The organism is Rhizobium ruizarguesonis (assembly GCF_012349115.1).
In the GTDB taxonomy this organism is placed as follows: Bacteria; Pseudomonadota; Alphaproteobacteria; order Rhizobiales; family Rhizobiaceae; genus Rhizobium; species Rhizobium ruizarguesonis.
The window spans coordinates 181150-195667 of sequence record NZ_PQIG01000013.1 but is presented as its reverse complement, the minus strand read 5'-3'; the positions used below and the strand labels follow the sequence as shown (position 1 = coordinate 195667).

The following is a 14518-nucleotide window of genomic DNA, read 5'->3' as shown; positions in this document are numbered from 1 at the left end:
AAGCTTGAATCACAACCAGATTCCTTATGTCCAGGGCTAAACCTAGCGCATATGAGGGTTAGGGTGAGGGGCAGCCATCGGCGCTAACCAGCCAGCAAAAGCCTTGATGCAATATCAGCGACGGCCGGCAAGGATGACCTCTTCGGCATCTTCGAAGCTCATGTCGAAGACCTTCCTGCCGATGTCGAAGCTGAAGCCGTTGCGGGCGAAAGCCGAAAGCTCTTTCGCCTTTCGCTTTTCATCAAGCTCGACCCGGCGGAAGGGGCCGAAGGCGCGCTTGCGGGCAAATATCGCCGCCGCATAGAGATCGTCAGCCTCCTCAAGCGCCGCCTCGACCTTGTCGCTGGAGACGCCCTTGGCAGCAAGCTTCTGGGCGATCGCGCGCTTCGATTTACCGCCGCGCACGGCAGAGCGCGTGCTGACCTCCGCATAGGCGTGATCGTCGAGCACCTTGTTGTCATAGGCAAATTTGACAGCGAAATCGGCAACGGCCTTGAGTTGTGCCGCGCTGATATCTTCGAATTTCTCCTTCGCCTTGCGGGTGATGGCGTCAAACAGCTGCTTTTCCGTCATCATCCGCCGCTCGAGCCGATAGACGGTGGAGTTGCGCGCCCAGCTCAGCATGCGGGATGTCGGGATATCGGATGGAACGGCCTCGTCGGTCATCGGCAGGGATCAGGCTTCCAGACCCTTGAGGACGTTGGCGACGTTGAGGCCGATCTCCGGCACGCCGTAGCCGCCCTCCATGCAGGCGAGCACCGGCAGGCCGGCGGCTGATATCATAGCGCCCATGCGGGTGAAATCGTCGGAGGTGAGGCTGAAGAAGGAGATCGGATCGCGCTCGAAGGTATCGACGCCGAGTGCCACGACGATCGCCTCGGCGCCGAAGGCCTTGATGCGGGTGAGTGCATCGGCAAGGGCCGAAGACCAGACAAGCCAAGGCGTGCCCGGCAGCATCGGATAGTTACGGTTGGCGCCAGTACCCTCCCCCTCGCCTTCCTCGTCGGCATGGCCGAGGAAATAGGGAAAGGCATGCATGGGATCGCCATGCAGCGAGGCGGTGAAGACATCGCCTCTGTGATAGAAGAGATCCTGCGTGCCGTTGCCATGATGGAAATCGACATCCAGCACGGCGACTTTCCTCGCACCATGGTCGAGCAGCCGCTGCGCCGCGACGCCTGAATTGTTGATGAAGCAGTAGCCGCCGAAGAGATCGATGCCGGCATGGTGGCCGGGCGGGCGGCAGAGCGCGAAGGCGAAGCGATTGCCGGCATTCAGCCAGTCGGCGCCTGTGATCGCGCAGCGCATGGAGGCGATCGCCGCCTCGTAGGAGCCCTTGGTGATCGAGGTATCGGCGGCATTGGCGTAGTGGCCGATCGCGCCGACGATATTGTCGGGTACACGCTGGCTGGTGCGGCGAACGGCAAAGGAATTGGCGATCGCCTCTGCTGTAAAACCGGCCGCCACCCAGCGGTCCCAGACGGTGGCGAGAAAATCCAAATAGGTGGGATCATGCACTTTTCGAGCCGTTTCCAGTCCATGCGCATCCGGTGCCACGACATCGGCAAAACCCGCCTGCTTGACCGCCGCCAGGATCCATTCGGCGCGAAACGGCGCCTCGAAGGGCGTCACCAGCTGGCCGGCGTGCAGTTCGGTCCTGGCATCGCGCAGCTTGTGATCCTCGGAATAGATGACGCGCATTTCAGATCCTGCCCTTGATTGACAATGGAGATTTACACGGCTCGGCCCTGACAAAAAAGCGGCGCGGGCTCTTGATCGTCTGGAATAATGACGCCACCTTCGCCGCTGTTTTGAGAACGAGGAAATTTTCCGCATGAAAGTGCTGATGGTCGATGTCGACGGCGTGCTCATTCATGGTCGTCCCGCCGACGGCCTGCCTCTCTTCACCTACCTCGAGCGTGATCTCGGGCTGCGGGTCGACCTGCTGCAGCAGGAATTCTTTCAGACCCACTGGCGCGATATCATCATCGGCCGCGAGGCGCTGGAGCCGAGGCTCGCCGACGTTCTCGCAAAGATCGCGCCCCATCTCAGCGCCGAAACACTGATCGACTACTGGTTCGAAAACGATTCCCGCCTCGACCGCAATCTGCTCGAAGAACTCGCCGCTCTCAGGCAAAGCGGCATCACTCTCTTGCTGGCGACCAACCAGGAGCATAGGCGGGCACGCTACCTGATGGAGCAGATCGGCCTTAACGCGCATTTCGACGACATCATCTATTCCGCAGCACTCGGGCACAGCAAGCCTTCTCCCGATTTCTTCCGGATGGCGACCGAGCGGGCCGGCGTGCTGCCCGGCGAAATCGCCTTCATCGACGATATGGCCGAAAATATCGAAGCGGCGCGACAATTCGGCTGGAATGCCGCGCAATGGACGGCGGGCACGACGCTTGGCGGCGCGCTTCCTGTCTTCGCCAGGCCGGCCTGAGCGGGACCGGCGCAATCAGGCGAGCCGTTTGTAAAACAGGGTGGTGGCGCAGAAGCCGCCTTCCGGCCACAGCGCATAGTCGGGGATGACGCCGACGCGCTGCCAGCCCAAGCGCGGATAGATCGCCTCGGCATCGCTGCCGGTTGCCGTGTCGAGCACGAGCAGGGTCTTGCCGCGGCTTGCCGCCTCGCGTTCGGCGGCATCCATCAGCAGCCGGGCGAGCCCCTTGCCGCGGGCCGAGCGGTGCACCAGCAGCTTCTTCAGATCGCCGCGATGCGGCTGGTTCGGCATCTGCGCGGCCCCCACCTGGACGGTGCCGACGATCCTGCCGTCGAGTTCGGCGACCAGCAGCAGATTGGCGCCGGTGGCGACCGCATCGGCGACATCGCGCCAGTAGGGCTCGGCATCTTCAGGCCCATAGGGCTGCATGAAGCCGACAGAGGCGCCGCCTGCGACGCAATCGACAAGCACTTGCGAAAGGGCCGGAATGGCGGCGCGGGCCTCCTCGGCGGAAAGGGTACGAATAGCAGACATGCTGTTCTCCTGAATTGAATGCTGTTATCGGCCGCCGCGATCGAGCACGACGCAATAGCGCGCCGGCGCGTTGCCCGGATTGTGGAAAACGTGACCCTCGCCGACCGGCATGAAGAGGCAATCGCCCGGGCGCAGCCGGTAGACGGTCTCACCCGCCGTCATCTCCAGCTCGCCGTCGAACAGCCAAATATGCTGCGTCATGCCATGGGCGCTCGCATGCGGGGGGAAGCTGACGCGTGCGCCGGCCGGGAATTCAACCTCGACGATATCGACATCGGAGGCGGTGCCCGGGGGTGAAACAGACCGCCTGAGATAACCGGTCTCCGGATCGCGCCAGACCTGCTGTTCCTGCCTCCGGGCGAGCGGCGAGGCCTGCCCCTCTTCCGCAAAGAAGGCCGACAGCGACAGGCCGAGCGCGGCGCAGATCCTTGCCAGCAGCGAGGCGGTCGGGCTCGCCTCCGCCCGCTCGATGCGCGAGATCATCGCCCGGCTGACGCCGGAAGCCGCAGCAAGATCATCGAGCGTCAGAGCCTTTTCCTGCCGCAGCGTGCGGATGCGGATGCCGATCGCCTGTTCGAGTTCCGGTTCCATTTTTCCGTCCAATGATTCCACTATAAGAGAAATACATTATCTGATGATGGAATCAAGTACCTACGAAAAGCGGCCAAACGCGCCTTGCTTTCGCCGCTGCGCCGTCCATATATGGCGGCGTAATCCGAGGAGAGAGTGATGGACGCCAGCACGCAGAGCACGGACACGACGGGAAGCTTCACGGCTGCCGCCTGGGACAGGATCGCTCCGATCATGGCCGAAATCGAGGTCTTGCCGCTGCTGCAGCGCCTTTCGGACGGCACGCTGCCGTCCGAGGTGTTCCGGCACTACATCCTGCAGGATGCGCTCTACCTGAAGCACTATGCGCGATGCCTTGCGATCGTCGCGGCCAAGGCGCCCGACAATGCGCAGGTCCTGCGTTTCCTCGGTTCGGCGCAGAAGGCGATCACCGTCGAGCAGGGCCTGCATGCCGGCTTCCTCACCCAGTTCGGCATCACGTCTGCGGACGTCACATCAGCCGAACCCTCGCCTGCCGGCTTTGCCTATACGAACTTCCTGCTTGCCACCGCCTATCACAGTTCCTACGCGGTGGCGCTGTCCTCCATCCTTCCCTGCTTCTGGATTTACTGGCACGTCGGCGAAGCGATCAAGAACCGGCCTGTTATCGAGGGCAATGCCTTCCAGGCCTGGATCAACACCTATGGCGATCCGCAATTTGCCGCCGGTGCCCGTGAGGTGATCGCGCTGACCGACATCGCCGCGCGCACCGCATCGCCGGTGGAACGGGCGCAGATGACCGATGTCTTCGTGCGCGCCTCGCAATATGAATGGATGTTCTGGGATTCCGCCTGGCGGCTGGAGACGTGGCCGGTCTGATAGGCGACCGACACAGGACGAAATAGCGTAAACAGCGGGATAATTACCGCTTTGCGGCAGGGGGCGGCGCTGCTATATGGCGCGCATGAGCACCAATTCCACCACTCCGCTGTCCCATATCCGCAACTTTTCGATCGTGGCCCATATCGACCACGGCAAATCGACGCTGGCCGACCGCCTGATCCAGACGACGGGCGGCCTTGCCGAGCGCGAAATGTCCGAGCAGGTGCTCGACAATATGGATATCGAGCGCGAGCGCGGCATCACCATCAAGGCCCAGACCGTGCGCCTGCATTACCAGGCGAACAACGGCGAGAAATACATTCTCAACCTGATCGACACGCCCGGCCACGTCGACTTCGCCTATGAAGTCTCACGGTCGCTGTCGGCCTGTGAGGGCTCGCTGCTCGTCGTCGACGCCAGCCAGGGCGTCGAAGCGCAGACGCTCGCCAACGTCTATCAGGCGATCGACAACAATCACGAGATCGTCACCGTCCTCAACAAGATCGACCTGCCGGCCGCCGAACCCGACCGCATCAAGGAACAGATCGAGGAAGTGATCGGCATCGACGCTTCGGAAGCGGTGCTGATTTCGGCAAAGACCGGCCTCGGCATTCCCGACGTGCTGGAAGCGATCGTCCACAAGCTGCCGGCGCCGAAGAGCCCCGGCGGCGAAAAGGCGCCGCTGAAGGCGCTGCTCGTCGACAGCTGGTACGACGCCTATCTCGGCGTCATGGTTCTGGTCCGCGTCATCGACGGCGTGCTGACCAAGGGCCAGACGGTGCGGATGATGGGCACCGATGCGAAATACCAGGTGGAGCGTGTCGGCGTGCTGACGCCGAAGATGGTCAATATCGACCGCCTCGGCCCCGGCGAGATCGGCTTCATCACCGCCTCGATCAAGGAAGTGGCCGATACCCGCGTCGGCGATACGATCACCGAAGACAAGCGGCCGACGGCCCAGGCGCTGCCGGGCTTCAAGCCGGCGCAGCCGGTGGTGTTCTGCGGTCTCTTCCCGGTCGATGCCGCCGATTTCGAGGATCTGCGCGCCGCCATGGGCAAGCTTCGCCTCAACGACGCCTCCTTCTCCTTCGAAATGGAATCGTCGGCGGCCCTCGGCTTCGGTTTCCGCTGCGGCTTCCTCGGCCTGCTGCACCTCGAAATCATCCAGGAACGGCTGGAGCGCGAGTTCGACCTCGACCTCATCGCCACCGCACCCTCGGTCGTCTACAAGATGTACATGACCGACGGCACGGAGCGTGAGCTGCACAACCCGGCCGACATGCCCGATGTCGTCAAGATCTCGGAAATCCACGAGCCGTGGATCCGCGCGACGATCCTGACGCCCGACGATTATCTCGGCAGCATCCTGAAGCTCTGCCAGGACCGGCGCGGCATCCAGATCGAGCTCACCTATGTCGGCACGCGCGCGATGCTGACCTACGACCTGCCGCTCAACGAAGTCGTGTTCGATTTCTACGACCGGCTGAAGTCGATCTCGAAGGGTTATGCCTCCTTCGACTATACGCTCACCGACCACCGCGAGGGCAACCTCGTGAAGATGTCGATCCTCGTCAACGGCGAGCCGGTCGACGCGCTGTCGATGATGGTGCACCGGACGGCGGCCGAAAAGCGCGGCCGCGACATGTGTGAGAAGCTCAAGGAGCTGATCCCGAAGCACATGTTCAAGATCCCGATCCAGGCGGCGATCGGCGGCAACGTCATTGCCCGCGAGACGATCTCGGCGCTGCGCAAGGACGTGACCGCGAAATGCTACGGCGGCGACGCCACCCGCAAGCGCAAGCTGCTCGACAAGCAGAAGGCCGGCAAGAAGCGCATGCGCCAGTTCGGCAAGGTGGAGATTCCGCAGGAAGCCTTCATCGCAGCGCTGAAGATGGGCGACGAATAACGCTTCTCAACACCATCTTATGCGCATACAATGTGCGCATAAGACTAAGGAGATCGTTATGGCCCAGCAGCCAAGAAAAGCAGCGAACCTGTCTCTTGACGAAGGTCTCGTCTCCCAGGCGCGCGAGCTCCAGATCAACATTTCGCGGGCGGCGGAAGATGGCATTGCAAAGGCCATAAAGGCGGAGCGCGAGCGGCTTTGGCGTATCGAGAACGCCGAGGCTATCCGTCTGGAAAACGAATATGTTGAAAAGCACGGCTTGCCCTTCGCCAAATACCGTCAGTTTTAGAGCGGTTCAACGTTCACGGAAGCGTAGAACCGCTCTAAGTTTTGCTTTTACGCAATTCCTGACGGAAAACCGCTTCGCACTTTTCCTGGATTGCTCTGGTGGCACGCTTTCACGTCTATCACCTCAAAAGCGGAAATCTCCTGGCCATCGATCTTCAGGCCAATCTGCTTGACGATCTGCCATCGCGCGTCATGGTTCCGTTGCATCCGGTACAGGAACTGAGCTGGTCGATCTCGCGACTGAACCCACGCTTTCCTATTGAGAGTGAAACCTATGTCATGGCTACCCAGCGTATGGCATCGGTCCCGACCGCGGAAATTGGAAAAGTGGTGGCGGATCTTACCGCCGACAGCGATCGCATTATCGCTGCCGTCGACTTTCTCTTCCAGGGCTTCTGAGCCTCATCCGCTGCCCATATACTCCTTCACCAGCCCCTCATAGGCCTCCATCTCGGGCAGCGTCTCGTAGCTGTAAACGGCGCCGGTCTCGGCAAATGACAGCTTCTCGCTCGTCCAGGTCTCGATGAAGGGGGTGAACCAGCTGGGATCATCCAGCATGGTCGCGCGCAGATTGACGAACCAGTCCATGCCTTCCGGCCGGGTGAAAATCCAGCTCATGCAATGCGGGCAGAAATAATGCTTCGTGACGCCATGCAGGCCGCCGATGACCGGCTCGCCTTGCGTCACCTCGAAGCCTTCGCTGGGGATGGCCGCACTCAGCGAATAGGCGCTTGATGTCATCTTCTGGCACCCTGTGCAATGACAGGCCATGGTGAGCAGCGGTGGAGCGCTGATCTTCAATCGCACCCGGCCGCAACGGCAGCCGCCTTCCATGGGTAAGGTTCGCACGCTCATGATGTCCTCCCGTTTCGTCTTCTGATCTAGCGGAACTTTCGCCGCTGTCGAGATGGCAAGATCATCGCGGAATGGCCGGCCTTGCCGGCGTTAGAGCATTTCCCTTTTTCTCCGAATCACGGAAATGCTCTATCTCTTTGTTTTCACGCAATTCCGGACGCAAAACCGCTACGCACTTTTGCTGGAATTGCTCTAGCGGATGCGGGCTGGATTGCCGACCACGGTTGCGCCGGCCGGCACATCCCTGGTCACCACCGCACCGGCGCCGACAATTGCGCCGTCGCCGATCGTGACGCCGCCGAGGATGATGGCGCAGCCGCCGATCCAGACATCGCTGCCGATGGTGACAGGTCGGGCGATCTCGATGCCGGTGCTGCGCAGTGCCGGCTCCTTGTGATGCTCGGCGCAATAGATCTGCACGCCGGGCCGAACATGCTGCGGTCGCCGATCGTCACCCTGCCGGAATCGAGAATGGTGCAGCCGGCATTGAAATAGACGCGTTCGCCGAGAGTGATATTGATGCCGTAGGAGCAGTGGAACGGCGCTTCGATGAAGACATTGAGTGCTGCCTGGGCAAAGAGTGCCCTCAGGGCCGGCGCCATCGCGCCGCGCTCATCCGGCGGCAGCGTATTGTGCGCATGGACGGCTATGCGCGCCTGCCGGCGCAAGAGATCGAGCTCGTCATCGAGGCAGCAATACCATTCGCCTGCCGCCATCTTTTCGCGTTCGCTGGCCGGCATCGCATCGCCTCTCACGCCGAGGCCTGCGACAGCATTTCGACCTCTTGCCTCTCGATCAGGCTGACCCAGGCGCGCGCAATGGCAAGGCCTGCAGCATCGGCGGCTCCGGCATGCCTTGCCGCCAGTTCGGCATGGTTCTCCAGCCAGCCCGGCGCGATGCGCGCAATCGTATCGGGGAATTCGGCCTTCCATTGCGCGACGACCGCTGAATTGGCCTCGAAATGGAACTGTGTGCCATAGACGGCGCGGCCGATGCGGAAGGCCTGGTTTTCGGCGACAGGGCTCGAGGCGAGATGAACCGCGCCTTCGGGCAACGAAAACGTATCGGCATGCCATTCGAAGATGGTGAACTCGCCGCCAAGCGCCGACAGCAGCGGATCGGCCCGGCCCTCGGCGGTGACGCCGATCTTGTGCCAGCCGAATTCGCAGGCGGCGCCCAAGAGATTGTCGGCACCATAGGCGCGGGCGAGGATCTGGCTGCCGAGGCAGATGCCGAGCACCGCCTTGCCGGCATCGCCGAAGCGGCGCGTGAGCCGGACGAGCTCCGGCAGATAGGCGTGGGTTTCGTCATCCAGCGCGCTCTGCTCGCCGCCGAGAACGATCAGCGCATCATGGCCGGATATACCTTTCGGCAGGATGCCGTCCTGCCAGACCCGGAACCACTCGATCTCCGCTCCCGCCTCGTCGAAGGCTGCGGCAAGCGCGCCGAGGCCGGTATTCCGCATATTTTCGATCACTGCGACGCGCATAGGCTCTTCCTGGTATGGCCGACCACGGGAAGAGACCATGCCGAAGGGCGGCGCGCAAGACGCCAGAACAGGATTCAGGCTTTAGGCCGGTTCGGCCTAAAATCTGAATCCTGTTCTTAATTAAATAGTTAGAGCATGATGTCGCCCGAAAACCGCTTACACTTTTCGGCATCATCCTCTGCGAGGGCGATTGCGCCCGCGCGCGACAGGGCTTAAATCTCAGCAAACGAAAGGACATCGCCATGACCGAAAAAGCCCGCGTCACGATCCTCTACTGCACCCAGTGCAACTGGCTGCTGCGCGCCAGCTGGATGGCGCAGGAGCTGCTGCATACTTTTTCCGACAGTCTTGGCGAAGTGGCGCTGATTCCCGCCACCGGCGGCAATTTCGAGATCCGCGTCAATGGCGATCTGATCTGGGAGCGCAAGCGCGACGGCGGCTTTCCCGGGCCGAGGGAGCTGAAACAGCGGGTCCGCGACATCGTCGAGCCCGGCCGCGATCTCGGCCATGTCGACCGCGCCTCGCTCGAAAGCTGATAACCACGATCAGCGATAGGGCGAGCGGCAGGTCTTGTAGATGCCCTCATAGGTGAGGAAACGATCCGTCCGCGGATTGTAGGAGCGGTACTCGTTGCTGCACCAGGCGGCATGGCTATTCATGTCTCGCGCCTTCGGCTGCACCCTTTGCACCGGCGGCGGGTCATAGGTCAGCTGCGGCGGCCCGGCAGCGCCCGGCCGGTAATAGGTTGGCCCCGCCGCGCGCGGGCGGTAATTCGGCTGGACATAGGCGGGGCGATGCCATTGCTGCGGCCCGAACCCGAAGCAGCCGCGAAAATCGCAAAGCGTCGATCCCGTGTTGAGCGGCCCGACCCCCGGCTTGCCCAGCTTCAGCGAATCGGCCCCGGCAATGGCGGGTATCAAAACGGCCAAGAGACCGGCGAGCAGAAGCGTGCGGGCAGCAAGCATGAGGCATTCCTTTCGATATTTCCTCTATATAGGGCGTGCCAACCGGAGCGCTATGCCCACCCTTCGGCGCTCCCTTGCATGTGATCGGCTGCTTTTTCGCCAACTGTCAGAAAAACTTCAAAAACCCAGTTGACAGTCAGGGGCCACCCCCTTACATCGCTCTCCGTCGCCCAGATGGCGGAATTGGTAGACGCGCCAGCTTCAGGTGCTGGTACCCGAAAGGGTGTGGAGGTTCGAGTCCTCTTCTGGGCACCATCCGTTTTAGTCCCCCTTGAAATCGTTATTGTTTTAGCATTTCAAGGGGTTGACTGCTCCTCACTGTCACACAGGAGCGCCCCACAATGGTAATGCGGATCTCCCGACCGATGAAGCGTGCTGGCACGAAGAACGAGCAATTTAAGAAGCGCGTACCGGCCGTTTTACTGCCAATTTTGCGCGGCAAAAAGCTCTCGATCTACCTTCCCGAAACGACCGCACCGGACAGCGTCACCTACATGGTCACGGTCACGCTAGGCGATATGATCACCTTTTCCCTCGGCGCTCCCGCGTCGCGACTGGCTAAAGTTCGTCACGCCGCAGCCTTAGGCCATGTCGAAGCATTCCTAGATGCAGCGCAGCGCGGGCCTGAAGATCTTTCCCATATGGAAATCACCTCTTTGTTGGGCGAGATCCACAAAGCACTCCTTGTCCAGTATGAGGCCGATCCCCCGGCGCGCCATAAGATTGTCGTTGATGATGGGGTCGAAGAGTGGAGCGAGCTTTCAGAGTGGCAGGAAATGATCAGTGATGCCGAGGTAGGCATTCTAACGCTGACGCCCCAGGGCAGAGCCGCCGCCGTCGCACGTGTTAGCCGCATCGTCGACCTTGACGCTTTCCTGTCCGCGCGCGCCTTGGTGCTGTCAGAGAAGTCCTACCGCGATCTGGTCGAAGGGCTACCGGCGATCTTACGGCGGATCGTGGAAACGTTGGGGAAGCGCAGCCATGGAAACTACGCGGTCGACCCCTACGCGGCTCAATATCCCGCGTGGAAAGCTAAGACCGCTCCGGGTCGGCAACGCAGCACCGAAGAGCACGTAAAGACCTTTGACGACCTCTTCGACCGGTGGAAGGCGGCGGATAAGCGGGCTGCCTCTACGATCTCGACGTGGCGCGGCTACGTGGCTCGCTTTAAGCTTTTTGTGGGGCACGATGATCCGCACCGGGTTGAGCGTGTCGACGCCCTGCGCTGGAAAGACGCGCTGGTAGCCGAAGGCCTTAAGAAGATCTCGACAACCTACCTCGCCGCGCTCAACACGCTCTACCGCTTCGGTCTCAGAGACAGCGAGACGACCGGTATCAACCGCAATCCCTTCGAAGGCGTGAAGGCACCACAGAAGGCCGTGGCAGGGACAAGGCGTTTGCCTTTCACGCGCCCCGAGGTGGCGCTTATACTCAGTGCCGCGCGTAAGGAGACGCTAGCGCACCTCCGTTGGATACCGTGGCTCCAAGCCCAGACAGGCTCGCGTGGCGCAGAGATAGCGCAGCTTTGGGCAACCATGGTCATCACCGATGATGCTGGTAACCCCTGTCTCAATATCACCACCGCACCGGACGGTGGGTCGCTTAAGAACGAGGGATCAGAGAGGGTCGTACCAATCCACCCGGACCTCATCGCCGATGGCTTCCTTGAGTTTGTGAAGACCCGAGGCAAAGGGCCTTTGTTTTATGGAGGCAGTAAGGGTAAGGCGGCAATCCAGCTGCGAGACGACCAGAAGCACCCTTCGAAGGGTGTCAGTAATCGGGTCGGCACTTGGGTACGCGGATTGGGTATCACCGACAAGCGTAAGGGACCGACGCATTCGTTCAGGCATTGGTTTAAGTCGGAGCTTCCGCGCGTCTCGAAGTGCAACATCCGCTTGGTTGATGTGATTCAAGGCCACGCTGCTGAAAGTGACGCAGCTGGATATCATCATGCGGAAACAACCGAGATGCTTGAGGCTATCTCAAAGCTCGACCTCAAAGGGATGGCCGACAGCGTGCCAAAGGCCGAGCAGCTGACAGACGCATAAAGCGGCAGCAGCATAGCAGAACGCAGCGCGTCATGTGGGGAGGCGCGCTGCGGCTTCAGATCAGCGTAGGCTGAGGCGGGTGGCTTTGGCGCGCGCCGTGTCAGACAATTCTTATTATTTTGGAAGACAAGGGAAATAAACGGCGGGCGATGAGCGCCTCGAAGGCTTCCAGTTCAAATAGTAGGCAAGCGCAATCGCATAGATGTAGGCATTGCAAGGTAGGCAGGTGCTCTACAACCTGGGGATATCCATCCGAGGCTTACGAAAGCGCCTTGCGAGTGTATATTTGCAATAATACGCTAATCTGATGGTTGAGAAATTCGAGTACGATGTCGCCTTTTCTTTTGCCGCTCAAGATGAAGCCATCGCGACGGAACTAAACGACTTACTGTCCGATCGTCTGAAAACATTCATATATTCAGAACGGCAGAAAGAGATTGCCGGTCGAGACGGTCAGGAGGCATTTAGCGAGGTTTATGCACAAAAGGCGCGACTAGTCGTCGTGCTCTATCGAGAAACCTGGGGCCAAACTCCCTGGACCCGCGTGGAGATGGGCGCGATCAAGAACCGATCTTTGCAAGACGGATGGGATTTCACAGTCTTCATCCCCACTGAGGCAAAGCGGACAATGCCCGCATGGGTTCCTAAAACGCGATTGTACGTCGATTTAGAGCGCTGGGGTTCTCAAGGTGCGGCGGCCGTGATTGAGGCGCGCGCCACAGAACTAGGCGCTAACTTTCGCGAGGAGACTTTTGTAGATAGGGCTGCTCGCCACCAAAGGTCTGAGGCGCTTAAGGAATTACAAGAACAATTCCTTAGAAGCGATAAAGGGGTCAATGCAGCGCGTGCCGCTTTCAAGACGGTGAAAAGTACCATTGCGGAACGCGCCGTCGAGATGCCGAACCTCGGAATAAAATTCGTAGACAAAGGTGATTTCGCGATTGTAAGCGGTGCGCGTGGCGTGCATTTGATCATTTCATGGTCACCACAATACTCGAATTCTATTGAGAACGTTTATTTAGAGGCAAAGTATTTCAAGGGCTTTCCGAAGATGCCAGGCTTTTATGCGTCGTTCGAGAAAGCGGTGCTCAAAAAATCCGTGAAGATACCGTATCTGCTGGTCCGAGAAGGGGCCACTTCATACGTTGACAGCACTGGGGGCACTAAACGTGAGATGACGCCCGAAAAGCTGGCTGATGATTTGCTTGACACCTTGCTGGGGGTTATCGAGCGGGAGAAGGAATAGACCGGTCCGTTCTCTTGAAACCGTTGAGCTAATAGAGGGTGGCAGTAAACGCTATGCAGAAAACATGGGCAGCACTTGGCATCCTTTTAGTGGCGGTTGGGACGCCAGCTCGTTCCGAGAATACATTCCTGATAGGCATAGGTTTGCGAAGCTGCGCATACTGGCTGTCAACACCAAGCACTGTGAATGAAGGCAGCGGTTGGCTTTGGGGCTTTTGGACCGGTCTCAATTACGCGACATCTTCTCACATGGTAGGGCAAAGTACCGACGCCGAAGGAATACGCGGCGCTGTCCGCAAGATATGTGAAAACGCGCCGGAAACTAATCTGGCTGATGCAGCAGCCATGGCGTATGCGGCTTTCCGCAAGGACGGAAAGTAGCCGGGCTAATATTGGGACGTCACCTATTCGAGGCGTCTGGCAGACGTTATGCGTGCTAATTGGTCGGACTTTGCGGGGATGCTGCGAAGTGTAGATTCGATGAACCGCGCGTTGCATGGACTGAACATGCTGCGAGGCACGATCGCGCATTGCGGAGTACTCGCGGACGACGAAGTGGACCGGCTTCAGATGTCAATACTTCACTGGTTTAGAGTGCTCGAAGGCCAAAATCTTAGCCTTAAATAACAAGTCGGCCTTCCCATAAAGTGAGCTTCGCAAAACGTCTAATTTGGTCAGCCGTGGATAAACTCTTCCTCCTCCTGCAATAAAAAGAACAGATCTACGGGAACGTAGTTCGTTATTGTTTTGTTGCAGCTAATCCTAATCTTGCCAGTGTATTTTTTTGTTGAGACGGTTTTCAGATCATATGTAAATGCCGATGAAAACTTCAAAGAACGCGACCCGTTTGGAATTACGAAGCTGTCATTATAAGTCCCGGAAATTGAATTTTGCTTTGCGCCGCTTAGTTTGTAGTACTCCTCGGAATTGGTAGTTAAGTGTTTTATTTCCAGTTCAGCGACACATCCCTCAGCCGCTCCACCATTCTTGTTCTCCACCACACCCATTGCAACGACCTGATTGGGAGAATTAGCAAGACGGCCTACTTCGACATCCCTCAAACTGAGTTCTGCAATGAGGACCGGGGGTTGCTTCCAAAGCCCCTCAAGCGATCCCTGTATGTTGCCAACGTTGGTGAGAAAGGCAGCCAAGCCAGCTGTAGCCGCTCCGACGAACACGAGAGGACCCATGATCCTGGTGTGCCAACCGGCGCTGGTCGAGGTCTTAGGTTTCATCTTAAAAGGTGTAGCACAGTTTCCGTCCTATCAGCAGTGGGCGGTTGAGGGCTGGAGGGGGGATTGCTTCGAAGCT

General features: G+C 59.6%; 16 protein-coding genes, 1 tRNA gene and 2 pseudogenes. 9 read left to right on the top strand and 10 right to left on the bottom strand.

From position 1 onward, the window contains the following. Positions 1–114 precede the first annotated feature (114 nt). Complete coding sequence (gene recX / locus C3Y91_RS03405; protein WP_024323482.1) at positions 115–666, bottom strand: recombination regulator RecX; 552 nt, start codon at positions 664–666, stop codon at positions 115–117. A gap of 9 nt (positions 667–675) precedes the next feature. Further along, positions 676–1701 (bottom strand): histone deacetylase family protein, encoded by a 1026-nt coding sequence (locus C3Y91_RS03400; RefSeq protein WP_168574980.1) that lies wholly within the window; start codon positions 1699–1701, stop codon positions 676–678. A gap of 133 nt (positions 1702–1834) precedes the next feature. Here C3Y91_RS03400 and C3Y91_RS03395 point away from each other — a divergent pair, with 133 nt between their 5' ends. Continuing rightward, on the top strand, positions 1835–2446 hold the full coding sequence (locus tag C3Y91_RS03395; RefSeq protein ID WP_024323484.1) for an HAD family hydrolase: 612 nt from the start codon (positions 1835–1837) through the stop codon (positions 2444–2446). 15 nt (positions 2447–2461) lie between these two features. On the opposite strand, the gene C3Y91_RS03390 is transcribed toward C3Y91_RS03395, so the two are convergent. Both C3Y91_RS03390 and C3Y91_RS03385 read right to left on the bottom strand, forming a co-directional pair. Beyond that, entirely contained in the window at positions 2462–2980 is a 519-nt protein-coding gene (locus tag C3Y91_RS03390; RefSeq protein WP_024323485.1) for a GNAT family N-acetyltransferase, read from the bottom strand. Positions 2981–3004: 24 nt separating this feature from the next. Further along, positions 3005–3571: a helix-turn-helix domain-containing protein gene (locus C3Y91_RS03385; protein WP_017989989.1), complete on the bottom strand. Its 567-nt coding sequence runs from the start codon at positions 3569–3571 to the stop codon at positions 3005–3007. A gap of 138 nt (positions 3572–3709) precedes the next feature. Here C3Y91_RS03385 and tenA point away from each other — a divergent pair, with 138 nt between their 5' ends. The 4 genes from tenA (at position 3710) to C3Y91_RS03365 (ending at position 7004) form a co-directional block, all read left to right on the top strand. Next, on the top strand, positions 3710–4408 hold the full coding sequence (gene tenA / locus C3Y91_RS03380; RefSeq protein WP_024323486.1) for a thiaminase II: 699 nt from the start codon (positions 3710–3712) through the stop codon (positions 4406–4408). 76 nt (positions 4409–4484) lie between these two features. Then, the gene (lepA, locus tag C3Y91_RS03375) at positions 4485–6317 is read left to right on the top strand and encodes a translation elongation factor 4 (RefSeq protein WP_017962846.1); all 1833 of its coding nucleotides are present in this window, start codon (positions 4485–4487) and stop codon (positions 6315–6317) included. A gap of 58 nt (positions 6318–6375) precedes the next feature. Further along, positions 6376–6606, top strand: a complete 231-nt coding sequence (locus tag C3Y91_RS03370) for a type II toxin-antitoxin system CcdA family antitoxin (protein WP_003544591.1) — start codon at positions 6376–6378, stop codon at positions 6604–6606. Between the two features lie 98 nt (positions 6607–6704). Further along, positions 6705–7004 carry a CcdB family protein gene (locus tag C3Y91_RS03365; protein WP_018070280.1) on the top strand — a complete coding sequence of 100 codons (300 nt, stop codon included), beginning with the start codon at positions 6705–6707 and terminating at the stop codon, positions 7002–7004. A gap of 3 nt (positions 7005–7007) precedes the next feature. Here C3Y91_RS03365 and C3Y91_RS03360 read toward each other — a convergent pair whose 3' ends face one another. The 4 genes and pseudogenes from C3Y91_RS03360 to C3Y91_RS03350 all read right to left on the bottom strand — a co-directional run bounded on the left by C3Y91_RS03360 (position 7008) and on the right by C3Y91_RS03350 (position 8988). Then, positions 7008–7460 (bottom strand): GFA family protein, encoded by a 453-nt coding sequence (locus tag C3Y91_RS03360; RefSeq protein ID WP_024323488.1) that lies wholly within the window; start codon positions 7458–7460, stop codon positions 7008–7010. 198 nt (positions 7461–7658) lie between these two features. Next, positions 7659–7802: pseudogene (locus tag C3Y91_RS38655) on the bottom strand (DapH/DapD/GlmU-related protein); the annotation flags it as partial. A 290-nt stretch (positions 7803–8092) separates the two neighbouring features. Further along, a pseudogene (locus tag C3Y91_RS38650) lies at positions 8093–8176 on the bottom strand (maltose acetyltransferase domain-containing protein); the annotation flags it as partial. A gap of 35 nt (positions 8177–8211) precedes the next feature. Then, the gene (locus C3Y91_RS03350; RefSeq protein WP_174826926.1) at positions 8212–8988 is read right to left on the bottom strand and encodes a type 1 glutamine amidotransferase; all 777 of its coding nucleotides are present in this window, start codon (positions 8986–8988) and stop codon (positions 8212–8214) included. Between the two features lie 203 nt (positions 8989–9191). Here C3Y91_RS03350 and C3Y91_RS03345 point away from each other — a divergent pair, with 203 nt between their 5' ends. Continuing rightward, positions 9192–9485 (top strand): Rdx family protein, encoded by a 294-nt coding sequence (locus tag C3Y91_RS03345; RefSeq protein ID WP_017966569.1) that lies wholly within the window; start codon positions 9192–9194, stop codon positions 9483–9485. 9 nt (positions 9486–9494) lie between these two features. Here the strand turns inward: C3Y91_RS03345 and C3Y91_RS03340 are convergent, their stop codons facing one another. After that, a complete protein-coding gene (locus C3Y91_RS03340) occupies positions 9495–9914 on the bottom strand; it encodes a BA14K family protein (RefSeq protein ID WP_168574978.1) in 420 nt (139 codons plus the stop codon). A gap of 168 nt (positions 9915–10082) precedes the next feature. On the opposite strand from C3Y91_RS03340, the gene C3Y91_RS03335 reads away from it, so the two are divergent. From C3Y91_RS03335 to C3Y91_RS03325, 3 genes are all read left to right on the top strand, one after another. Beyond that, positions 10083–10169: transfer RNA gene (locus C3Y91_RS03335), tRNA-Leu, on the top strand. Between the two features lie 86 nt (positions 10170–10255). Continuing rightward, a complete protein-coding gene (locus tag C3Y91_RS03330; protein ID WP_168574977.1) occupies positions 10256–11962 on the top strand; it encodes a site-specific integrase in 1707 nt (568 codons plus the stop codon). Positions 11963–12269: 307 nt separating this feature from the next. Then, positions 12270–13208 (top strand): hypothetical protein, encoded by a 939-nt coding sequence (locus tag C3Y91_RS03325; RefSeq protein WP_168574976.1) that lies wholly within the window; start codon positions 12270–12272, stop codon positions 13206–13208. 673 nt (positions 13209–13881) lie between these two features. Here the strand turns inward: C3Y91_RS03325 and C3Y91_RS03320 are convergent. Continuing rightward, positions 13882–14358 (bottom strand): hypothetical protein, encoded by a 477-nt coding sequence (locus tag C3Y91_RS03320; protein ID WP_168574975.1) that lies wholly within the window; start codon positions 14356–14358, stop codon positions 13882–13884. Positions 14359–14518: the final 160 nt, after the last annotated feature.